This is a genomic window from Zobellia russellii (genome assembly GCF_044597075.1).
Taxonomy (GTDB): Bacteria; Bacteroidota; Bacteroidia; order Flavobacteriales; family Flavobacteriaceae; genus Zobellia; species Zobellia russellii.
Window position 1 is genome coordinate 118320 of sequence record NZ_CP139000.1, and the last position, 24055, is coordinate 142374.

A 24055-nucleotide genomic window follows, 5' to 3' on the forward strand; every position below is an offset into this window, starting at 1 on the left:
GTAGACAATGCGTAAAATATTCAAACTGGTAATAGGAATATGTTTTCTGGGAATATTCGCCTCTTGTGAAGATTACCTAGATAAATCAATAGAGACAGAACTTACAAAGGAAGAAGTCTTTAAAAATTTTGATAGTGCCCAAGGCTTCGTTGAAGAGATGTATGCCATGATCGTAGATTACAGTACGGCGGCACATTGGCAACATTTTCACTGTTATGCAGAAGATGCGGTTGGTATTGATACATGGCAGTTTGATTATGCCATTGATGAAGGACGATATTGGGAATGGCAAAGAAGCGGTCCGGGAAGTATGTTTGATGGTAACACCAACACCGATGCTGAATTGCCTTTTGACAGGGCCAAACTATGGCCAAGCAGCTGGGCGGGTATTCGTAAATCCAATATTGTTATAGCCGATGCGGACAGCCTAATGACAGGTGCCAACCAGGTAGAAAAAGATGTGGTTTTAGGGCAAGCGTATTTTTTTAGGGCATTTTTTCATCATGAAATCATGAAGTTTTGGGGAAGCATTCCATATATAGACCAGGTTCTTGAAGATGATTGGAAGTTGGAGAGACCTGCGGAATGGTCCGAAACTGCTCTTAAAATAGACGAGGATTTTCAAAGAGCTGTTGATTTATTACCGGTTGATTGGGACGACCCTGATTTTGAGCCCGGATTAAAATCAAGAGGAGAAAATATGTTCAGGCTTACAAAAGGAGCCGCCTTGTCCTTAAAAGCAAAGAACTTGCTCTATGCAGCTAGTCCGCTCATGCAAAATAGTAGTAGTACGTATGATTATGACGTAGAATTGGCAAAACGTGCTGCGGATACCTTTGCAGAGGTACTTAAAATGTCTAGATACAGCCTTACACCTTGGGATGAGTATGAAAGTGTTTTCTATTCAACACAAGGTAGATATCCCTATTCTTCGGAGTATATTTTTAGCCAGGCAGGTTCTGTAGGCTGGTTTCAAAGTTTTCTGTCTACGAATTGGCAGTTGGGGGCAATTGGTCAAAATAACCTAGCGTCGTTCCCTACCCACAATTATATTGAGGACAATTTTGGAATGAGCGATGGATTGTCCTGTGAGGATAGCCCTCTCTATGACCCGGCCAATCCTTGGGAGAATAGAGACCCAAGACTTTACAAATGGATTGTTTTAGATGGAGATCAAATGGTGGAGAACCTTGGTGCCGCAACCGGTGAAAACGAAGTGCATCGTTATGCCCAGTTTTTTAGGGAAGGTGCACACCGCTATCCTAACAAAGGAAATGGATCTAGAACGGGATATGTAGCCAAAAAATGGTTTCCGGTGGGATTCAACAATTTTGACAATCAAGGTGTATTTGCATGGCGTCTTCATGTGAGGTTAACAGATGTGTATTTAATGTATGCGGAAGCTGCTTTGGTGGCTTACGGAATCAATGGAAAGCCACAAGGGTTTGAACTATCCGCACTTGATGCCATTAACAGAATTAGAGAGCGCGCAGTTCCGGATGGTAGCTTAAATGTAAAGCCGGAATACCTTGTTAGTGATAATGCTTTTATGGACGAAATACGAAGGGAAAGGGCTGTAGAACTGTCTTATGAATCTCATCGTTGGATGGATGTTAGAAGATGGAAATTGGGCACTCAAGAAAAATATAAGCTTAAAACAGAAATAATTTTTGACCGTAATGCCGAAGGTAAACCCATAAATTTTGTAGAAAGGGTCTTAAGAACCAAAGTTTTTGAGGATAAGCACTATTGGTTGCCTTTCCCTAAAAACGACACAGAAATATATGAAGGTTTTCCGCAAAACCCAGGTTGGTAATTAAAACTATTTCACCACTAGACAATAACCATATTTTATGATACAATTAAATATACTTACAAAACTTCTGCTTGGTGGGTCCTTCTGTATGCTCTGCTGCATGTCGGTAACGGCACAAACTATAGATTCCACCAGTACGGTTATTTTAGAGAACGCACCTAATGGGCTGGAGTCTTATTTAAACGAAGATATAAACTTGGGTTTCCACACCACGGAGAAAAAAGATATTGTAGGGTCTTCGTCTACCGTAAAACCAGGAGACTTTTTAAAATTTGATACTACACAATGGGTACGCGATGCCCTTGGGGGAAGACTTACCGGTTTATCGGGAGGTAGCAGTGTGCGTGGGTTAGGAGAGGCCTTGATAGTAGTTGATGGTATCCCGGGGCGTAATATAGACTTGTTAAATATGGAGGAAATAGAGGAAATCACCATATTAAAAGATGCAAATGTATCTGCCCTCTATGGCTCTATGGCCAGAAACGGTGTTATAGTAGTAACTACAAAAAGGGGTTCCACCCAAAAGCAGTTTAATATAAGTGCCAGTACTGGGGTAAGATTACCTATTAGCATGCCCAATTATTTGAACTCGGCAGATTATATGGAATATTTTAATGAGGCTCGCGCCAATGACGGTCTGGGCGAACTATATTCTGCAGAACAAATAGAAAACCACAGAAGCGGTGTCAACCCCTACAGATACCCAAATGTAGATTTTTATGACGATGGAAACTTTAATCCATTAACGCCGTATTCCAATGTTACGGCTGATTTTTCCGGGGGATCGGAAAATACCAAGTTCTATATTAATCTCGGGTTTAAATCGGATGGTAGTTTTCAATCGGTAAACCCTGAAAATGATAAAGGAGCAAAACGGTTCAATGTACGCGGTAATATAGATTTTAAAGTAAATGATTGGATTAAAAGCAGCTTAGATGTTGTGGCTATAATCGATAAAAATAAAACATCGCTTAGTAATATTTACGCATCGGGCGGTTTTATTCGACCTAACTTATATTCTCCATTACTGCCCATAAGCGAGATTGATTTTTCTGCAAATCCTGATTTACGCGGTGTTGTTGACGCGGCTAACCAGTATGATGGTTTTCTTTTAGGGGGGAACCAAGTGTTCAATGGTGGTGCCATTGCAAGTATTTATGCAGGCGGTTACCAAACGAACATGACCCGTATGAGTCAGGTGAACAATGCTATAGATTTTGACCTTAGCGCAATTACAAAAGGGTTGTCTGCAAAAAGTTATGTGAGTTTTGATTTTTACAACATTTACAATTTAAGTGTTCAGAATGAGTATGCGGTGTATCAACCTACTTGGAACGATCAGAACAAAATTATCGATTTGGTCAACGTAAGGGATAACGACCTTAAAGATCAGGTTGAAAGTGTAAACACAAACGTTTTTGCCATCAGGTATGGTTTTTATGGTCTGTTGAACTATGAAAAACAAATTAAGGATGACCATTTTATAGATGCATCATTAATCGGCTTTGCCAACAATACCTATGTAAAAGATGAAAAACAGTCCGCTAAAAACAGTCATGTAGCGCTTAGCCTTAATTACAATTATAAGAAGAAGATATACGCTAATTTCAGTGGGGCCTACGTAAACTCTGTAAAGTTGGCAGAGGGCAATAGAGGTAAATTTGCACCTTCGCTAGGCTTGGCATATGTATTGACTGAGGAGTCTTCCTTAATAGAATCATCATGGTTAGATTATTTGAAATTAAGATCATCCATTGGTGTGGTATATACAGATTTGGGTATTCAGGACTATTTTCTTTACGACGCTATTTACCAGCAAGATGGTGGGGGTTATAATTGGGGAGATACCAATGGAGCGGGCTATTACAATGCATCTACAAAAATTCTACGTGGTCAGAACTTAGGTTTGGATTTTGAGAAAAGAACGGATTACACATTAGGTTTTGAAGCATTAATGTTCAAAAAGGTTTGGTTAGAGGCCAATGTTTTTCAATCCGTAATGGGAGAAAAAGTTATTAGGGCTTCTACTTTATATCCTGATTATTACAATTCGTTTAGACCGTATAGCAATTTTAACGAGAATCAATATTCAGGTTTTGAGGTAGGTGTCAATTACCATACAAAAACAGAGAACTCAACTTTGGATATTGGGGCCAGGGTACTGTATACGAAGTCAAAAAGAACAAAAGTAGACGAGATTTACGAAGACGAATATCAAAATAGAAAAGGCACTCCCGTAGATGCTATCTGGGGCCTTGAGTCTTTAGGACTATTTGGTGTGGATGATTTTAATGAGGATGGAACCCTTAAAGGTGACTTGCCAACACAATATGGTACAGTTAAACCGGGTGATATTAAATATAAGAACCAAAATGGAGATGATGTTATAAATGATCAAGATATGGTCCAAATTGGATTGTACGGAGCACCTTGGAGTTTTGGGTCTGACTTTACATGGTCTTACAAAGCCTTTACTTTATTCGCTCTCTTTACTGCAGAAGTGGGTAGGGACGGACTCTTGTCCGGAGATTATTACAGACCTCAAGGAGACGCCAAGTACTCAGAAGTTGTTGAGGGCAGATGGACGGAAGCTACTGCGGATACAGCTACGTTTCCAAGGCTTTCCTCTATTGGGAACACCAATAATTTTGATAAACCCTCTACCTATTGGTTGTACAGTAATGATAACTTTAGGATACAACGGGTACAGCTAACGTTTGATTTGCCTGATCAATTGGTAGACAAATTAAAAATGAAGGATATTAACTTGTTTACTTCGGTGTCTAATTTGGCGGAATTTTCAAAAAACAAGGATATCAGGGAATTACAGTTAGGTTTTAATCCAATGTTCCGGTATTTCTCTTTTGGGGCAAGAATGAAGTTTTAATGTGAAAAATAAAATTGAAATGAAGAACATACTTAAAAATATAACCCTTTTCACGTTATTTTTATCCATAATGGCGTGTAGCTTGGTAGAACCCGTAGATGAAAATCTATTGGGGGAAGATCGTCTAAATTTTGATCCGGCCTTTGCCGAGGGCGTTTTGCTAAACGCATATGAGGGCTTGGTTAATCAACTCTATTTTAATGATGCTGCAACAGATGATGCCGTAAATAATTTTTTGAGCGGCTACCGCAGAATGGCCACGGGAGAATGGAATGCTCAAAACGCCTATACAAGTAAGTGGGGTATGTATGAGCAAGTATTATATGCCAATAAATTTATCACTTTAATAGAAGAGGTGCAGTGGAAGCGAGACGAGGAAACCAATGAATTGTTTAAAGAGCGTTTGTATGGTGAAGCCGTTGCACTTAGGGCACTTAGACATTTTTGGATTCTTCAGGAGCATGGGGGGCGTGGTGCTTCAGGGCAATTATTGGGCATACCTTACATTAACGAGTTCTATGAATTTGATGCCGATTTCAACACACCTAGGTTAGGATTTGAAGAAACGGTAGCCAGAATTGTGGCAGATTTTGATGAGGCACTGGAATACTTACCAATGGATTATGATGGTGATTTGGCCAAAAGACCTTCTAGGTATAATGATTCTGATGATGATAAGTATCAATTTGTTTTCGGCAAAGATCAGGACAACAGAATAAACGGAAGAATCGTAAAGGCGTATAAAGCTAAGTTGTACTTATTGGCGGCAAGTCCTGCTTTTATGAACGGCCAAGGAGGGTATTACCAAGAAGCGGCTAATCTTCTTGCTGAACTTTTAAATGATATTGGAGGTCTTGGTGGACTTGACCCTGAAGGGTATTATAATTTTTATGAATTTCCCATAGGAACACGAAATTTTCCTGAAGTACTATGGAGAAGTAACGCTTTTACCTCTATGACCTGGGTAGAAAGTCAGCATTTTCCACCTTCCTTAAACGGGCAAGGTCAACTTAACCCGTCTCAAAACTTGGTGGAAGCTTTTCCTATGTTAGATGGTTTTCCATTCTCGGAATCCCACCCAGACTATAATCCAGCCAATCCTTTTGAAAATAGGGATATGAGATTACAGCGGTACATACTTTATAACGGTAATGATTTAAATGGGAGGGCGGTAAGTATTACTAATGATGGAGGTGTTGATGGTATTGACCAAATTTCGCAACGGTCAACACGATCGGGGTATTATCTAAAAAAATTATTAGATCAAAGAGTAGTAATAAGTGCAGATGGATCAATCTCTAGCTCGGAGAAGATAAATGTTTTTGTACGGTATACAGATTTGTTCCTTATGCTTGCTGAGGCAGCCAATGAATTAGGAGGGCCGGATCAAATGGTAGGTGGCATGTCCGCTAGAAATATCATCGGGGCCATAAGACAGAGAGCTGGTATTGGACTGGATAATTCAGATGCGTATTTAGGTAGTATAAGTTCTCAAGAAGATATGAGAAACCTGATTCGTAACGAACGCCGTTTAGAACTTTGCTTTGAAGGCCATCGTTTGTACGATTTAAGAAGGTGGAACCTTTTTGACCAAACCCCGGATGCTAAAGGGTTACAGTTTGATGGGGGCGCATACGAAAGCTTTACGGTAGAACCAAGGCTCTATAATGCTAATGCCAATTATGCGCCTATCCCGCAAAATGAAGTTGTACGATTTAATTTAATTGAGCAAAACCAAGGATGGTAAGGCATTCAAAAAGGATATAAATTTAAGCTTCGGCCAAAATGTTAATTTAATTTTTTCATTTTATGAACACAAGATATTTCATTGGTATACTTTCAATCTTATTCTTGGGATCGTGTAGCAATACAGAACCTGAATTTGATGATTTTGATACGCAAACCGTCTATTTTCCATACCAAACACCGGCAAGAACCCTAATTCTGGGTAATTATGACCAAGGAATAAATGTGGAGGATAATGCCCATCGTTTTGAAATTACGGCTTTAATGACCGGGGTTTATTCTAACGATGAAGAAAGAAAAATTCACTTTGAGGTAGATAATAGTCTATTGGCCAATGTTGCAAATGTAAAACCACTTCCGGCAAGCTATTATACTTTTGAGAACATTAGTCCCGTAACCATATCTTCTGGAGATACCAAGGCGCGAATACAGGTACAGTTGTACGATGATTTTTTTAACGACACCTTATCTTTTGGAGCAACCAATACTACCAATTACGTAATTCCCCTTAGGCTAACACAGGCCGAAAATATAGATAGTATTCATTCAGGTGTGAGCTTTGAAGGTATAACCGATTTAGATAGGGTGAATGCCAATCACTGGGACATTCTTCCTAAAGACTACACGCTTTTTGGTATCAAATACATGAATAGGTTTCATGGAAATTATCTCCGAAGAGGAACTGATATGATTACTTCGGGAACACCCACTCTAGGTAGGGAATACAATGCAGAGTTTACTGTAGATGATGAAATAACCTTTGTGGCTACTAGCGGTTTTAACAAAGTACACCTAGAAAATATTATTGGACGAGGAGAAAACTCAAGTCCCGGAAACGTAGCTATGGAACTAACTTTTACAGAAGATAATTGCACCATTTCAAGCTATAAAGATGACCCTTATAATGTTAGTGGTACAGGAACATTTGTAGAAGGAGGAGATACATGGGGAGGAAAACCACGAGATGTTATTTATTTGGATTACACCTATACAGATGCGGATAATTCAGAAACTCATGCCGTTAAGGATACCTTGGTCATACGGGATAGGACCGCTGTTTTTGAAGAGTTTGAAATTGAATTAAAATAAGATCGGAAAATGAAATATATTCTAAATTTTGCACAGAACAGAATAGTATTACTGTTAATGGCATTAACGGTTTTCATATTTTCTTCCTGTAATAGTGATGACGATGCTGAGGTGGCCGATGGGTCCACGGTACGTATGAAAACCTTGCCCAAAGTGGCATATGTACTTGGAGAGGCGTTGGACCTTTCCGGTATTGTTATTTCTATGGATAAAGACGGGAGTGTTGTAGATGTTCCGTTTGCTTCTTTTGGTTCGGAAAACATTAGTACGGACCCCGCCAATGGTACGGTACTGGATTTTTCTCACCAACAAATAACCATTTCCGTTGGGGAATCTGGAACGGGGTTGATTCAGGCTATTAGTGTAACCAATAATGTGGTGGCTTTAGAAGTAAAGAACAAGGCTACCGAGAACTATGTGAATGGCCAAAAATTGGACTTGAGCGCCATGGTGGTTACACTAGTTAAGGAGGACGGCACCAAATCGGATGTCGCTTTTGCCGATTTTGATACGGAGATACTAGTAGCTCCAATGAATGGGGATGTCTTATCCGTAGACAATGCAGAAATTACCGTTACTTATGCTTCTACGAACGCTAAGGTTGCACAGGAAATTCAGGTACTGCCATTTGCTCCTTTAAGCGGTACGGTTACTACACCGCCTATTAAAAGTGAATATGAGATAGGGGAGCGGTTGAATCTAGAGGGCGCTGTTATAACTTATGAAATGACCGGTGGTCTAGAGGTAGTGGTTCCTTTTGAAGAGTTTGAAGCTTTTGAACTCATGGCAACTCCGGCAAACGAAACTAAATTGAAAGCTACGGATACCGAAGTTCAAATTGCACATTCTTCCGGAGTTTCCGTTGCCGTTCCTATTACGGTAAATATGCTGGATATTACAGGTATGGTTATGGAAACAAAACCGGAAAAAACACTTTATGCAGATGGGGAGACAATAGACCTTAAAGGATTGACTCTTAGATTATCCATTAATGGTAAGGAGGACCTTATTGTAGCAAGCGAAGATTTTGATATCTATGGCATTGTGTCCACTCCCGCACAAGGAGAAGTTTATACTGAAGGCACCAGTGAAATTGTAGTTTCCTATCCGGATTTACTGGATACCGTTTCTATATCCTTAGGGTCGGAGACCATTTACGAATCTGATTTTTCAGCAGGTGAAGATGGTTGGGCGGCCAATCAAAATGGGGGCGGTTCTGTTAACTTCTTTGCAGAAGATAATCTGCTTGTTGTAACTGATATTGTTGTAGGTGCTAATCCTTGGGATGTACAATTGTTCAAACCTTCAATAATTCTTGAGAAAGGAGCTAAGTATAAGCTTACGGTTATTGTAAAAGCATATCCAGGACAAGGAGATTTCTGGTTTTCACTTTCTGTTGGGGATGGCACCGGTAGAGATGGCTGGCAAGCGTATGATGGTGGAGGCGGCGTTTGGTTGGCCGGTGATACGGAATACCAAACCTATGAGAAAGAATTTGTAATGGGACAAGAGACCACAAATGGAGGTCGTGTTTTATTGGACATCGGAAACCAGACCAATGGTGTTATGGTGCAATATGTAAAATTGGAAAAGTTGTAGTTTATTAGTTTAGTAGTTAGTTAAGGTAATTTTTTGACAGAGTTGAGTTGTTTAGTTAGTCAATGATTGCAGAGGTAGGGCCGGTTTATTTTCATAATCAACCGGCTTTGTCCTTTCGTTTCGTACCTTATTTAAGTATTCTGTTTACAGAAGGTCAAACGGTTTTAGGTTTGTTAAAACCAAGTGCAATTCACTTTAAAATTAAAATCAGATGAAAAATACAGTACTAGTATGCATGGTTCTCAGCATTACTTTGGGTAGTTTTTTTGGATGTGCCCAAAATAATAAGGATGAAAATGATAATAGCAAAGATATGGATAATACGACCGATACTGTTGAAACGGAAATACCAGATGAGACAGAGGATGATGGTGATATGCGTGAAATAACCGCGCAGGAATTTGTTACGGATATGGGTGCCGGATGGAATCTTGGTAACGCTATGGATACCGAAAATGAGGATGAAACGGCTTGGGGAAATCCTATCACCACAAAGGCAATGATTGATGAGATTGCCAAAAAAGGCTTTAAAACCTTACGATTGCCTGTCACGTGGAGGTTTCATATGGGGCCTGCTCCAGACTATATTATAGAAGAGGAGTGGATGGATAAAGTGGAGAAAATTGCAAATTATGCATTGGATAATGGCATGTACGTTATCTTAAATATTCATCACGATGAAGCATGGATTATACCCACTTATGAAAAGGTACCAGCGGTTAAAGACCAGCTCACCAAGGTATGGACCCAGATAGCCAATAGATTTAAAGCCTACGGAGATTATGTGATTTTTGAAACGTTGAATGAACCCCGTCTAGAGGAGAGCCCCGAGGAATGGAATGGAGGTACTGCAGAGGGGCGTGATGCCGTAAACCAATATCACCAGGTAAGTGTAGATGCGATCCGGGCTACCGGAGGCAACAACGCCACCAGAAAAATCATGGTCTCTACCTATGCCGCCAGTACAACCCCCAATGCTCTTAGTGACTATAAAGTTCCCAATGAAGATGAAAATGTAATTGTTTCCGTTCACAGTTATTTTCCGTATTTGTTCTGTCTAGAGGGAACCGACCCTACATGGGGTACAGAGACTGATAAAAACGAGTTAGCCCAGGAATTGAATACGGTTCAGGATACTTTTGGAAAGAAAGGTAGAGCCGTTGTAATGGGGGAGTGGGGTTCTACATTTAGTAATAATCCACAAGACCGTTTGGCCCACGCGGAGTTTTATGCGAAAGCATGCATTGAGCGAGGTATTTGTCCTGTTTGGTGGGATAATGGAAATCTTGACGAGTTTGCCATTTTCAATAGAAATACGTTGGAGTGGACCTACCCGGAAATTGCGGATGCGATTGTAAAGGCAGTTATTGATGGCAGTGCCAAGGCTAATGGAAAGAACTAAATACCCGCAATATAACTCTCCAAATTATCTGACCGTTCCAACCCCATCTTTTTACGGATTCTAGAACGTGAAACGTGAACGCTATGTGGTTCTATGTTCAGGATTCTGGCCATTTCTTTGGTGCTTAAATTTAGTTTGATCAGGGCACAGTGTTTCTGCTCGGTAGAACTTAATTTGGGATGTAACGTTTTAAGCTTGTCATAAAAGGCCGAGTTAACTTGGGTAAATTGCAGATTAAATTCGTTCCAAAGGTCTTTGGAACCCTTTTTATATTTATTGAAAAGTGATTTGTATTTAGGTGAAGATTCCGTTTTTAGTAGCTCTAAAAGTTCGTCAATTGCACTATCCTTATCGATCAATTGCAGTGCATATGATGTTAACTCCCTACTTTTAAGTTCTATTTCGTTATGGCTTCTTTCCTTTATGAGTTTTGTTTGAAGTTCCGCCTCTTTTTTGTGTAAAAGGGTCTTTTTAAGTTTTAAGCGCATTTGAAATACAATAGCCAGAACAAGACCTAAAAGAACCAATAGAAAGAGTATAATTTTTAACCGGAATTGAATAGTGTTGTTCTCTTCAATAGTCCGTGTTTTTTGCTCTAACTGTTCGTTTTTTTCCGAAATGGATTTTAAATATGTGTCCTTTATTTGAAAAAGCTCACTGTTGGTTTGGTTCTTGGCCTGTAGTACCTGATCTGCTTTTTTTGTAGATTTCACAAGATAGTCGTAGGCAAGTTGCGTATCACCGTTTGTAGAATAAACTTCGGATATCTTTCGTAACACTTCGGCTTCTAAATCATTTCTAAAACCTTGGTTTTGACTTAGGGCCAGACTTTCATTGTAAAAGAAAAGAGCGCTGTCCTTTTGGCCAAGGTCCTTTTTTAAATCGCCCAAATACATAGAGATATTGGGTCTATAATTTAGTTTTTTTCCAAGCGTATGGTTTCGGGAAATATGCAAAAATGTATTTGCTTTTTTAAACTGATGCAGTTCTTGCATAATTTTCCCCTTTTCAGCATCCCAAAAGGGCATTTCTATACTTTTTTCCAGGGTAATAGAAGGAGTAACAAAACAAGAATCCAAGTACTGAAGCGCTTTTTGATAGTTGCCCATCTTTCGTTGTCGTACGGCCAAATACATATAACTAGAAATAAGATCGTCTATTTTTGTGGAATCTTGAACATAGATTTTCTTGGCAATTGTTACGGCTTCCTTTAAATATAAAACGGATTGCTCGTCCATGTTGAACTCATCGTACAATCTGGCTAAATTAATACGGGTTTGAACTTTCTGGGCTTTGCTTGAAACTTGATCACTTAAATATTTAGCCTGCCACAAGTGGTCAAAAGATGTACTGAATTTTCCTTTTTTCTTTTGAATGTCCGCCATGGCCAACAAACATTTTACCAAGTTGGATGTATCCTTTTTCCTTTCAAAATAGGCTTTGGAATTTGCTAGAACCTCATAGGATTCAGTAGGAAATAGATTAGAGTTGGCCAACGCTTTCCCAAATCTATCTGTATAGTATAAAGCACTGTCTTGTATACTATTTTTTGGGCTTTCAACTTGGCAATTTCCCGTTGCAATAGCAAGAATTAGAAATAATAATATATGTAGTTGTTTGTAATACAGTGTATTGTGATTTTTTTCGTTTGGTTAAATCAAGATATTAAATATTAGGGTGATAATGGCAATAATAGCATTTAAATCTAGTCTTGTATAATATTTGTAAAGTACATTTTTGGTCAATTATGCTTTTCTATGGTTAGTTTTGAGAGGTTTGATTATTCAATTCATTAGAATGTTACAGGAAATGAAATTTCACTTAAATATGATTACGCTACAGTTGTCTGGAAATAGGTATAAGCAATTACTTCTAATTTGCTTGTTAACGGTATGGGGCACCAACCTATTCGCGCAAGAAAAGAAACCGCCCAATGTAATTTTAATAATGACAGATGACCAAGGAATTGGAGATTTAGGCTGTCATGGAAACCCTTGGATAAAGACGCCTAACATAGATATGTTTTATAAGCAGGCGGTGCGTATGACGGACTTTCATGTTAGCCCTATGTGCACGCCAACACGTGCAGCGTTAATGACAGGAAGATATCCGGTAAATAACGGTACCTGGGCAACTTATAAAGGAAGGGACGCTTTAGCCGAAAACGCGATTACCATGGCCGATGTATTTAAGAACAATGGGTATAGAACGGCCATGTTCGGTAAGTGGCATTTAGGAGATAATTATCCGTCAAGACCCACGGACAGCGGTTTTGATGTAGCCGTGCATCATAAAGCTGGTGGAGTGGGAGAACTATCCGATTATTGGGGCAATAGTTATAATGATGACGTGTATTACCTGAATAATGAGCCCAAGCAGTTTTCAGGGTATTGTACGGATGTATGGTTCCAAGAAGCTATGCGCTTTATGGATGAGAATAAAGATGCTCCATTTTTTCTGTATCTACCTACGAACGCTCCCCATAGTCCTTTTATAGTCGCGGAAAAGTATGCGGCTCCTTATCGGCATTTGGTGGGAGATAAAATTGTTGGGGCTGAATTTTATGGTATGATTACTAATATAGATGAAAATTTTGGGAAGCTAGAAGCTTATTTAAAGGAGAAAAAGTTGGCTGACAATACCATACTCATCTATATGACCGATAACGGTTCCGGAGGTGGATTAAGTAACGATGGAAAATTAGGTTTCAATAAGGGGTTTAGAGGAAAAAAGGGACATCGCACAGAAGGTGGTCATCGTGTTCCTTTCTTTATTAGATGGAAAGATGGTAAGGTTAAAGGAGGGAAGGACCTCAATGAATTAACTGCTCATGTAGATTTGATTCCAACTTTGGCCGGACTTTGTAATCTTCAAATTCCAGAGAGTATGAAGTTAGACGGCATCGATTTTTCGCCCTTGCTCCTAAAAACCGGAAAACTAGATGGCAGTAGAACGGTCTTTGTTCATAATCGTCAAGATTGGCGCACTCCACATGACAAAGAAGAAACAGCAATTCTTAATGAAAAATGGAGATTGGTAAACGGAAAGGAACTCTACAATATTGAGGCGGATAAACATCAAGATAAGAATGTGGCATTAGAAAACAGAGAAGTAGTTGATGGTCTCCTGTCGCGTAACGAATCCTTTTTAGATAAAGCAAAAGCGGGGTATGAATATCAGGAATTTCCGGTGAGTATTGTTGGAAACGAAAGCCAAAAGGAGATAAAACTAACCATACAGCACGCCATAGGAGAGGACGGAGGTATTTGGAAACCGGAGCAGGTAGCATCAGGAATGAAAAATAATAACAATACACACCCCATAAAAGTAGAAAGAGCAGGTAGGTACAAAATATCATGTATGCGTTGGCCCAAAGAATGTCCGGGACCAATTTTAGGCATTCCAGAGGAAAATCCCAAGGACCAATATGTCTATAAAGCCATGCATCCGGAGAAGGTGCGCATCCAAATTGCCAATCAAATTAGAGAGCAAACTATTGAAGGTGACATGCAGAGTGCAGATTTTATATTAAACCTTCAGAAAGGGAAGACAATGTTGGTGAACGATTTTATTGAAAACGGGAAAACCTTTGGAGTATACTACACTTACATTGAATATTTGGGTGAATAATAAAAGATTTTTTTAAACCTTAAAACAAACCGAACAATGAAAAACATAATTACAATCCTGTCGCTATTTTTAGTTTTGAGCGCATGTAAGGAACAGCCCCATAAAGAGGTGGTGGAAGAAGTAAAAGAGAAAACAGAAGGTTTCCCGTTTAAGTTGCCAGAGGAGAAGCCCAATAGGCAAATGAGTGCTGCCATGGAACGTATTTACACGAATTATGAGTCTCCCGAACCCCATAAGAATGAACTTTTTAGTCAATTTAAGTATACTGAACTTAAGGGGTTTGACTACAATGGGCACGACGGAACCATTACACGAAGAGACCCCTCAAAAATACTCTTGCATGATGGTAAGTATTATGTTTGGTACACTTATAGAAACACTTCTACACCACCGCGTGGGGCCGATATGAGCAATGACACAATTCCATCATCGGATTGGGATCTTGCGGAGATTTGGTACGCTACTTCCAAGGATGGCATTACTTGGGAGGAACAAGGAGTTGCTATTGAAAGACCGGAAAAACCTTTGGTAGGGTGGCGTTCCGTTACAACTACGGATATTTTGGAGTGGAAGGGAAAATACTACCTATACTATCAAGGATTTATGGAGGCTAGCGGTAAAAGGGGGGATGATTGCCCGGTGGCCGTTTCCTATGCAGATTCTCCGGATGGCCCTTGGACAGCGTACAACAAAATAGTTATTCCCAATGGAAAAAAAGGGGAGTGGGACCAATATTCAATTCATGATCCGTACCCTTTGGTACACGATGGCAAAATCTATATTTATTATAAATCGGATTTTGGTGATCCTGACAAAGTACGTATGCAAGGGCTGGCCATAGCCAATGATCCACTGGGTCCTTTTACAAAGCACCCTTTAAACCCGGTAATTACATCTGGACATGAAACATCGTTGTTTCCATTTAGAAAAGGGGTAGCGGCCTTAGTGTATAAAGATGGGCCGGAGCATAACACCATTCAATATGCAGAGGATTGGGTAAATTTTGAAATAGCTTCCATTACAGAATTAATGCCTTATGCTGCAGCGCCTTATGTGCCCGATGCTTTCACGAATACAACGGACGGACGTGGAGTTACGTGGGGACTTGCCCATTTTATCAGTTTGGGTGGCAAGGACCAGTTTCATTCCAAACTTGTCCGGTTTGACTGTGATTTGAGTTTAGATCTGGATGATCCCGGTATGAAAAACCATAGGGTAAACCATGAACCGGATGTATATTATCGCCAAGGATTAAGTAAAAAACAAATGGAGCGTATACAATCTGAGCGTTTGGATTAATTACAACGTTTTCCACAATATATTTTAAAGGGCATCTTAAAAAGTGCTCTTTTTTTATGCGAAAAAACCATTCGTCTATAGGTATTTAGGGATTAATGTGTAGATAAACGGAGTTGACCGAAAATGAGGGTTTTTAACAGCAGCGAAGACGTAATTTTGGAGTAAGCAAATTAAAAAATGCTTAATCACTATTGGTTTTTAGTTCTTTAAAATGCGGACGATATATGTCTGATATGAAGTTTGAGAAAGGTCAGTTTTATTGTTTATGATAGAATGATATTAAATGTTCCCCCTTTTTGAAAAAACAGCAATTGACCGAGTTGAAACTATCGTTCGCATTTTATATTTTCTTTTCCCATATCCAAATTGGGAATTTACTCCTTTAAAAAGTTAGAACATTGGCCCATTTTAAAACACAAAGTACAAGAAGGGTAACTCCTGTACTAGTGTAAATGGCACCTTGCCAAAAATAGAGCCTTGTTCCCCATTGTTTCCAAAGTCTTTCTCCATATTCTTTTTTGAAATGTGCGCTCAGAAGCTTCCAAAAAAGAAAAGTGGTCAGAAAAAGTACTGCTAATGCAAAAATCCAGTTCGTTGCCATTTTTTTATTGATTAATGACTGGTAGTCAGGTGTTTATTAACTTAAGATACAAAAAAATACTTAACTGTGGTAGTACAACTTTTTCTAATAGCAAGATTATTGGGTAACAGTTATTTTTAATCTGTCTTCAGTAGAGTTTAAAGCTTTATCGGTTGCCGTAAAAATCAGTTCAAATTCTCCGTCTAGGGTAGGGCGTCCGGATAATGTCATGGTTTCATTATCAAAATTTAGCCAATTCAATTTACTCTTCGTGGTGTTCAAAACCAGTTGCGTATCATCTATGTCTTTAAAATAATCCGGGGGAAGCTGTAGTTCAAAATTTTCTCCTTTTCGTATGGTAATGGCGTCAAGCGGATGGTAAACGAAAGGATGGAAGACCTTTGAAGTGTATGACCAATAAATGTCAGATTCGGCTAAACCGTTTGAGGAAATTTGTAAACGCGTAAAGAATAGATACTTGTTATCTGCACTTACAAAAGGTCTCCGGTCCCAATCTTTGGAATTTATAGTGGGGTCAAGGATTTGTGGAGATGTCCAATTTCCATTGTGGTTACGGTAGCTAATATATAAATCTACAAAAGTTTCGCCATTAGTATATCTGCAAAAAATAAGGTACGTTTCATTAGGGGAGATAAATACACTTTCTTCATCATTGGCAGAATTTAGGTCGGCTATTTCACTTACGGATTGATACTTTTTGTCCAAGACTTTTGAAAAGAACAAATCTGCCGTAAAACAGTTTTCCTTTCCTTGGCAGTTTCTATTTGATGAGAAATAAAGGGTTCCATCCATAGTCATACTGGCACTAGCTTCCCTGCTTGTTGAGTTTATTGGGGTTTCTAGTTTTTCAGGGAGTCCCCAATGATTATCCACTTTTTTAACTCTCCCAATGTTCGTAATGTATAAGTTGTTGGTATCAGGTATGCTTTGAGCGTAGAGCAACGCTTGTCCGTCTGGCGTAAAATAGGGTAGAAATACGCTCCTATTTTCTAGTGGCTTAAAAGTCTGCGGATCGGACCATGTGTTATTATCTTTTTTTGAATAATAGATTTCTCCCCTAACACCAGTTTTATCCAAAATCCCAAAAGCCAATTCATTGGTATTAGGCGTAAATGAAATGCCATGCTCAAATCTGTTTTTAACAGAAATAACGTCCGGAGCAAATATTTCAGGAATGGCTCCAGGGTATTTTTGTCCAAAATAACTAGTTAGTTCAGTAGAGGATTTACAGCTCATTAACGCAATAATGAAAAAAAATGGTAGTATGGTCTTAATCATTAGGTTTTATGTTGTTTAGGAATTGATGAAGTTATGAGTAAACGAATTCAATAAATATGAGCTGTCCTTTTTCTACAAACCTAAAATAAATTTAGAAGATAAAACGGTTCATCTACAGATATGTAAGATTGGAGTACGGATAAACGGCATTCGTCTAAATTGTAGGATAATAACTACATGTATATTGTAATTTTGAAGTAAGCAAATCAAAGAATTCACTAGTAGAATTAAGGTTTAAGTTCTTTAATATGCGGACGATACGTGATGGATCGGATTTTTAGGAAGGCCTTTAGTACTGTTTATGATAGAACAGATGATGATGTTATCCCCGTTTGAAAAAACAGTGCTAAGGCCTATTTGAAGTTATCGTTCGCATTTTCTAATTTTACTTCCGCATTAGTTATAACTGCTGGCCCTGTTACTTTTCTTTAAGTTTAAATAATTCAAGATAGGGGTTGCCTTTTAGGCCTAATAATTGAGCAAAAGCGGGTTCGGTCTTTATTCCTTTAGATTTTAATTCTATTATCTTTTGCCTAAAGTCTGCTCCCTTTTCAAGTAAAATTTTATTTTCTATAAGCATGTGCCGGTAAGCGTTCTGTTTTTCGGTAGCTTTGTTCTGCCCAAAAATTTCGAATAGAAAATGCTCTGTTTTGAATTCTGCAATAGTGGATTCGGTACCGTTTTGAACCGTAGAATAGATCTTGAAACCCTTTTCTTGGGAAAATTGCTCCGTAATAAATATTGTGAACTCGGCATGGTTTTTACACTCACAAATTATATCCAAATCACTTTCAGGTAAATCAATACCAATGGGAATGGTACCGGTTAAAATTGGATTGTATTTTTTCAGTTTCCCAAAGACCTTATATTTTATGATTTCGGCATGGGCAAGCTGTTGTCTTTCCGTACCGGATTTTAAATATTCAATATTCTTAAAATCAATATTCATTTTTGGATATCAATGTTTTTGGCGATTTGTAACCGAAAAGGAATATATACGAAAACAATTTTTTGGGTTTTTCGTACAACTATAGCGGACAAAGTTTAGATACTAAAGTTTACCGCGGCAAAGGGGTTATACAAGTCTATGAGCATTTTTTCTTTGCCTATATTTCCTTTTGGTCCTGATTAGCCTATATCTTAAATCATCATAAAATAAGCTTGTAGCTAAAATTACAGCTCCTATGATTAACGTGTGCAATCTGAGGTCTAATCGGGAATAGAAGAATCCTCCGGAGATTCCACCAATAAAAAAGAAACAAATGATATAACTCCGCAGTTTTATAGTTGATTTAATTTTTTCTCTATTTGGATGTGATTTGGGAAAAAACAGTTGTGATAACTCAATTCCTAAATCTGTGAATAATCCTGTAAGGTGAGTTGTTCTTACCACGGCATTTGAAATTTTGGTTACAAAAGAATTCTGGAGTCCCATTGCAAAAAGTAAGGAGCAAACAATAAAATTAGGATATTCTAGGGCCGTTACAGTACTCAAAAAAGAAATGAAGGTAAGAATTAGACACTCTATAGCGGTGGGTAATACAAAGACATTAAGTTTTTTATTACCATTAAACTTTTCAATTAGAAAACTAGATAAAAAAGAACCTAGAAGAAAGGAGAAAATATATAAGAAATAAACTGTTCCCTTCCAAAACTCAAAGTTGGCTACATCGCTTATAAAGAGGGCAAAATGACCGGTTACATTTGTAGTTAATTGATGAAAAGCTAAAAAACCGGTAACATTTACAATGCCTGCAACGAATGACAAAATGGTGGCAATACGCAGATTGTGATTTAAAGTCCTGCTTTTACCTTGATGTCTAAACATTCTATATATCTTTGGTTAAACCCGAAAATTACCATAAAGGTATTACATAGGAATTGCCTAAAAGCATATACGCATTGATTTATGTTTTGGCTATTTGCAGAGCTTTTAAATTTCCTGTGGAAGGCTTTCTGAATATAAAGTCTAAGTAAGACTTTGCTACAATTTAGAGCTCACCAAATGTTTATTTTTTAGAGTTATATGGTATAAAAAATCCATGCTTTAAAGCATTTTTCCTAATAGTTCTTTCATCATTTTGGCAGCTAGAAAAGCAGTCATATTTTGAAAATCCCTATTTGGGTTGTATTCAACAATATCGGCTCCAATAATTTCGGTGTTTATATTTTGAATTATATGAATTACTTCTCTGGAGGTTAATCCTCCGGGTTCATGATGCGAGACTCCTGGAGCAAAGGCCGGGTCAAATCCGTCCATATCCAAAGAAATATACAAGGGGTTCTCAAATTTTGGAATTCGGTTTAAATCCAAATCCTTCATTTGATGAATTTCAACATTAAATTTATCTGCTTGTTCCGCTTGTTGTGTGTTCAATGTTCTAATTCCAACTTGAACTAATTTTATGGCAAAGCCGTTTTCCATAATCCTCGCAAAAGGGCATGCGTGGGAATATTTATCGCCTTCGTAATTATCGTATAAATCTGAATGTGCATCTATGTGAAGGATGTCTAGTTTGGGATATTTTTTGCTGTGGGCTTTAATTATGGGGAAGGTTATGGAGTGATCGCCCCCTAAAGTAAGGGTTTTGGCACCGGAGTCTATGTGCTTTTCAGTTATGCGTTCAATATCAAAATATTCGGTTATTTCAAAATTGCCTTTATCTTCAATTCTTGAATTTTCGATAGAAATCAAGTTTTCGGCATACATATTGGCAGAGCCACAGTTTAACGCTTCCCTTATCAAAGGAGGAGCTAATTTAGGGCCTTTCTCATATGAAGATTTTTCATCGAATTGTATTCCTTGTACGATTATTTTGCTCATTTTATGCTATTAAATACAACAATTAAAATTGATTAGGCCACTTGTAACAGGGACTTTAAAGGTTTTTCTGTTTAAAATTAGTTTAGTTATTACTTTTAATTACCTGTATAAACCTTTTGCCCGCCAACGTATGTTTCTAAAACTCTAACATCCTTTATTTTTTCTGGATCTATCTTGGTTAAATCATCACTTAAAATAACAAAATCAGCAAGTTTTCCTTTTTCTAAGGTTCCTTTTAAGCGTTCCTCAAATGAACTATATGCTGCATCTCTGGTATAAGCCGTTAGGGCTTGTTGTACATTTATTTTTTGTTCGGGAACCCAACCATTTGGGTTTTTATGATCTAAAGTTTTACGCGTTACGGCCGCATAGATACCTAATAGGGGAGAAGCGGGAACAACGGGCCAATCACTACCAAAAACCAATGTTGTATTGGCATCTAGCAAAGATTTAAAGGCATAAGTTGTTTTTATTCGTTCCGGACCGATCAAATCTTCTGCCCACCTACCATCATCAATGGCATGGTAGGGTTGCATACTTGCAATTACATTTAATTCTGAAAAACGGTCTATATCTTTACGGTCTAAATGTTGTGCATGTTCAATTCTAAACCTACGGTCTTTTTTTCCGTTGGATTGTATTACCGTTTCATAAGTATTCAGGAGGGTATTGTTGGCTTTATCTCCTATGGCATGTACCGTAATTTGTAAATTATTTTTGTCCGCCTCTGTAATCCATGTTTTAAGGCTATCTAAATTAGCGGTTAAAATTCCCTTATCCGTTGGCTGGTCCGAATAGGGTTCTTTAAATGCCGCCGAATGTGACCCTAGGGAACCGTCTACAAATCCTTTGAGCATTCTGTTTTTTAGCCATTTGTTATCTGATTTTTCCTTGTTGGAAAGTAGTTTCCAATTGCGTAGAGGATCAGCGGAATAAACACGGACCTTAAGCTCATTGTTGGAGTGAATTTTTTTCAAAATGTCAAAACCACCTAGGCTATCAACATCATGAATGCTGGTAATACCTTGGGCATTTAAATAATCCTGTGCCGCCTTAATAGCTTTTTCTTTTTGAGAATCGGATAAAGCGGGAATTTTGTTCAGAACCAAATACATAGCCTCACTTTTTAAAATTCCGGTGGGTTCACCATTTGAGTTTTTAACGATTTCCCCATTTTCTACGTCTGGCGTGTTTTTATCTATACCCGCGATTTTTAGAGCTGCTGAATTCGCTAAAATCATATGGCCGTCCATTCGGTACAGGGCAACAGGATTATCTTGCGTAAATTCATCTATCCACTCTCTCGTAGGAAGTTCACCGCCCCAAAGGGTATGGTCCCAATTGCCTTCTACGATCCATTGTTTAGGTTTTAGGTTTTTTGAAAATGACGCTATCCTTTTGATGAATTCTACCTTTGTGGCAGCATCTCTTAATTGAACACTTAAAAGGCTGTTTCCGCCCATTAATAAATGTACGTGGGAGTCAATAAAACCTGGGGTGATAAATTTTCCTTGAGCATCAACAATTTTGGTAGCATCACCTACACTTTTTTCTATATCCTCAAAAGAACCAATGGCCAAAATAGAATCCCCCTTAACAGCTATGGCTTGGGCATTTGGCTGATTTACATTTCCGGTCCAGATGTTAGCATTTTGAATGATGAAATCGGCCTTTGTAATTTCTTTTTGACAAGAAACAAAGAGAAAAGAAATAATTAAAATAGTTAATTGAAAATGTATTTTCATTTTTTGAGATATGTGTTAGGGCAGATGGTTCGTCTGCAGACTTTATAAAAGTGTGTGAACCATTTTTTATTTAAGCTGAAGCACTGGAAATCGTTGTTTTAATCAATTTATGACTCTTCCAAAATAGCTGAAATTATGGATCTGAACATGTTAATCCCGGTTTCTATAATTTCATCGGGAAAATCATAGTCAGAATTGTGTAAAGCGGGTGTCTCAATGCCTGCACCTAAACCGAACATTGCCGTTTTGTATTCTTTTGAAAACCATCCAAAATCTTCTCCAAATTTAAATGGATAAGGTCTTTTGATGATTTTATAACTGTTTTTTTCAGCAGCCTTTATTATATAATTGGTACTTTCTGTATGGTTTGTAGAAGCGGGAAAATATTCTAACCATTCTATTTCGTGCTTCAACTCATACTTTTCACAAGTATTTTCTATAACGGATGTTATTTGAGATTTTAGATGAGTGGTTTTTTCTCCGGACCATGTTCTCATAGTATAATGCAATTCTGCATTTTCCGGCGAAATACCGTAAGCAATTTGTCCCATGTTAATATGCACGGGTGTTATTAGGCTAAAATTCTCATCTTCTGGATCGGTTACTTCCAAGCTGGAAAGTAGGCTGATAATACTGGAAAGTGCCAATGCTGGATTGTTGCCATTTTCCGGTTCGGATGCGTGAGACTTTTTACCTTCGAGCCGCACAATAAAACTTTGTACTTCTGCCGAAAACCCTTTATCTATAACAATAATATTATGAAAAGGTTCCTTGGGGATGTTATGAAGCGCAAATACATAATCCGTGTTAAGATTTTTGAACCTTTCATCGGTTACGACCTCTTTGGCTCCTTTTCCATTTTCCTCTGCTGGCTGAAAGAGTAAAATGACTTCTCCAGAACTAAACGAACTTTTTTTTAACCAAAATAGTAATCCTGAAACTATTGCCATATGGCCATCGTGACCACATTTATGAGATATTCCTTTGTTTTTTGATTTATGGAGAAATTGATTCTCTTCCTGAATTGGTAATGCATCCAACTCACATCTAATAGTAATGGATTTTCCTTTTTTAGGAAATTTGTAGATAGCGGCAAACCCCGTTTCACCTATACCATCAAGAATTTCTGTAGGGTTATGCTCATTAATAAACCTTTGGATTCTTTTGGCCGTTTCATGTTCAAAACAAGATAATTCAGGATGTGAATGAAGCTCTTTTCTTAATTCTATTATTTCCGGATGAATCAATTTTGTTTTTCTTTTTAGATTAATACTTTAGATAATCAATCCAAAGCTAAAATAAATGGGGCTAATGGATAATTTTATTTTATTTGAGTATAGTAAAAATACGGAAATAGTGTGATTACACACTCAAAGCAGTATCGCTTTTAGAAGTTTAAATCAATAAAGAGAAAGTTATAAAACCGTAAGTTAAAGAGAAATATTCGGCTATAGGATTTTGTGAAAATTACTGAAAGAGTTTATTGGAAAACCTGGGGGTAAGGATGATTGGTACAGCACTTTTTACTGTTATATTTAATAGGTAAGCCAAAGCTTTTAGTTTTTATATATGTAGATCTATTAGTTTGGTGTAATCATCTTAATAACCGGCGGAGGATTGCTAGCGATTGTTTTCATTTTCTATATCCACCAACTTCAGCTCTTTATGGTAAGCTTCAATTCTTGAGTAAGCCGTTCCGTCAACCAATAAGATAACCGTCAACATTGCAATTGTTGTAATACTAATGGCTCTCCACGTTGGGGTAGGAAAAAAGAGAATAAGTAGTGCCGCTATGATAATGAGAATAGGTATGACCTTGAATACAACAGTGTATTCCTTTAAGGTACTTTCTGTACGTTCAATTTCTGAACTATAAAAGGCAGGGACATCTGTGTTAAAAGCTTTTTCAAATTGGGTAATTCTAGAAGTATTTGTAAAAAATAAACCGAGGCCTATAGTCATGAGTAATAGCCCTGCTACCAAGGTTGGAATTATGTAAGCCTTTGCTAAGTCGGTTTTTCCCAATTGCCAAAAACCAGCACTTGCTATTAGAAATAAAGTTGCAAATAAGATGAAGAAACGGGTTGAAAAAACCTCGGCCTTTGCCCACTCTGTGGCTAATTTTAATAGTTCCATATC

At 38.0% G+C, this 24055-nt stretch carries 17 protein-coding genes; 8 read left to right on the top strand and 9 right to left on the bottom strand.

Annotated features, from left to right (window positions below):
- Window positions 1-7: 7 nt before the first annotated feature.
- The 6 genes from SJY45_RS00465 to SJY45_RS00490 all read left to right on the top strand — a co-directional run bounded on the left by SJY45_RS00465 (window position 8) and on the right by SJY45_RS00490 (window position 10539).
- Window positions 8-1816 (top strand): RagB/SusD family nutrient uptake outer membrane protein, encoded by a 1809-nt coding sequence (locus SJY45_RS00465; protein ID WP_215438801.1) that lies wholly within the window; start codon window positions 8-10, stop codon window positions 1814-1816.
- Window positions 1817-1853: 37 nt separating this feature from the next.
- Window positions 1854-4703: a SusC/RagA family TonB-linked outer membrane protein gene (locus tag SJY45_RS00470; protein ID WP_400072882.1), complete on the top strand. Its 2850-nt coding sequence runs from the start codon at window positions 1854-1856 to the stop codon at window positions 4701-4703.
- A 19-nt stretch (window positions 4704-4722) separates the two neighbouring features.
- Window positions 4723-6450 carry a RagB/SusD family nutrient uptake outer membrane protein gene (locus SJY45_RS00475; protein WP_400072883.1) on the top strand — a complete coding sequence of 576 codons (1728 nt, stop codon included), beginning with the start codon at window positions 4723-4725 and terminating at the stop codon, window positions 6448-6450.
- Window positions 6451-6512: 62 nt separating this feature from the next.
- The gene (locus SJY45_RS00480) at window positions 6513-7538 is read left to right on the top strand and encodes a DUF5627 domain-containing protein (RefSeq protein ID WP_400072884.1); all 1026 of its coding nucleotides are present in this window, start codon (window positions 6513-6515) and stop codon (window positions 7536-7538) included.
- 9 nt (window positions 7539-7547) lie between these two features.
- Window positions 7548-9137 (top strand): carbohydrate binding domain-containing protein, encoded by a 1590-nt coding sequence (locus SJY45_RS00485; protein WP_400072885.1) that lies wholly within the window; start codon window positions 7548-7550, stop codon window positions 9135-9137.
- Between the two features lie 211 nt (window positions 9138-9348).
- Entirely contained in the window at window positions 9349-10539 is a 1191-nt protein-coding gene (locus SJY45_RS00490; RefSeq protein ID WP_400072886.1) for a glycoside hydrolase family 5 protein, read from the top strand.
- Here SJY45_RS00490 and SJY45_RS00495 read toward each other — a convergent pair.
- Complete coding sequence (locus SJY45_RS00495) at window positions 10536-11924, bottom strand: DUF2225 domain-containing protein (RefSeq protein WP_400072887.1); 1389 nt, start codon at window positions 11922-11924, stop codon at window positions 10536-10538. The genes SJY45_RS00490 and SJY45_RS00495 overlap by 4 nt on opposite strands.
- Window positions 11925-12348: 424 nt before the next feature.
- Between SJY45_RS00495 and SJY45_RS00500 the strand changes: the two genes are divergently transcribed.
- Both SJY45_RS00500 and SJY45_RS00505 read left to right on the top strand, forming a co-directional pair.
- Entirely contained in the window at window positions 12349-14169 is a 1821-nt protein-coding gene (locus tag SJY45_RS00500; RefSeq protein WP_400072888.1) for an arylsulfatase, read from the top strand.
- A gap of 36 nt (window positions 14170-14205) precedes the next feature.
- Complete coding sequence (locus SJY45_RS00505) at window positions 14206-15468, top strand: glycoside hydrolase family 117 protein (protein WP_400072889.1); 1263 nt, start codon at window positions 14206-14208, stop codon at window positions 15466-15468.
- A 382-nt stretch (window positions 15469-15850) separates the two neighbouring features.
- Here SJY45_RS00505 and SJY45_RS00510 read toward each other — a convergent pair whose 3' ends face one another.
- The 8 genes from SJY45_RS00510 to SJY45_RS00545 all read right to left on the bottom strand — a co-directional run bounded on the left by SJY45_RS00510 (window position 15851) and on the right by SJY45_RS00545 (window position 24052).
- Entirely contained in the window at window positions 15851-16069 is a 219-nt protein-coding gene (locus SJY45_RS00510) for a hypothetical protein (RefSeq protein ID WP_303407317.1), read from the bottom strand.
- A gap of 96 nt (window positions 16070-16165) precedes the next feature.
- Window positions 16166-17347, bottom strand: a complete 1182-nt coding sequence (locus tag SJY45_RS00515; RefSeq protein WP_400072890.1) for a putative Ig domain-containing protein — start codon at window positions 17345-17347, stop codon at window positions 16166-16168.
- Between the two features lie 418 nt (window positions 17348-17765).
- Window positions 17766-18296, bottom strand: a complete 531-nt coding sequence (locus SJY45_RS00520; protein WP_400072891.1) for a DUF4269 domain-containing protein — start codon at window positions 18294-18296, stop codon at window positions 17766-17768.
- Between the two features lie 126 nt (window positions 18297-18422).
- Window positions 18423-19175, bottom strand: a complete 753-nt coding sequence (locus SJY45_RS00525) for a YoaK family protein (RefSeq protein WP_400072892.1) — start codon at window positions 19173-19175, stop codon at window positions 18423-18425.
- A 219-nt stretch (window positions 19176-19394) separates the two neighbouring features.
- Window positions 19395-20171: an agmatinase gene (gene speB / locus SJY45_RS00530; RefSeq protein ID WP_400072893.1), complete on the bottom strand. Its 777-nt coding sequence runs from the start codon at window positions 20169-20171 to the stop codon at window positions 19395-19397.
- 95 nt (window positions 20172-20266) lie between these two features.
- Window positions 20267-21916 carry an amidohydrolase gene (locus tag SJY45_RS00535; RefSeq protein ID WP_400072894.1) on the bottom strand — a complete coding sequence of 550 codons (1650 nt, stop codon included), beginning with the start codon at window positions 21914-21916 and terminating at the stop codon, window positions 20267-20269.
- A 107-nt stretch (window positions 21917-22023) separates the two neighbouring features.
- A complete protein-coding gene (locus SJY45_RS00540) occupies window positions 22024-23163 on the bottom strand; it encodes an amidohydrolase (protein WP_400072895.1) in 1140 nt (379 codons plus the stop codon).
- 373 nt (window positions 23164-23536) lie between these two features.
- Window positions 23537-24052: a hypothetical protein gene (locus tag SJY45_RS00545; RefSeq protein WP_400072896.1), complete on the bottom strand. Its 516-nt coding sequence runs from the start codon at window positions 24050-24052 to the stop codon at window positions 23537-23539.
- Window positions 24053-24055 lie beyond the last annotated feature (3 nt).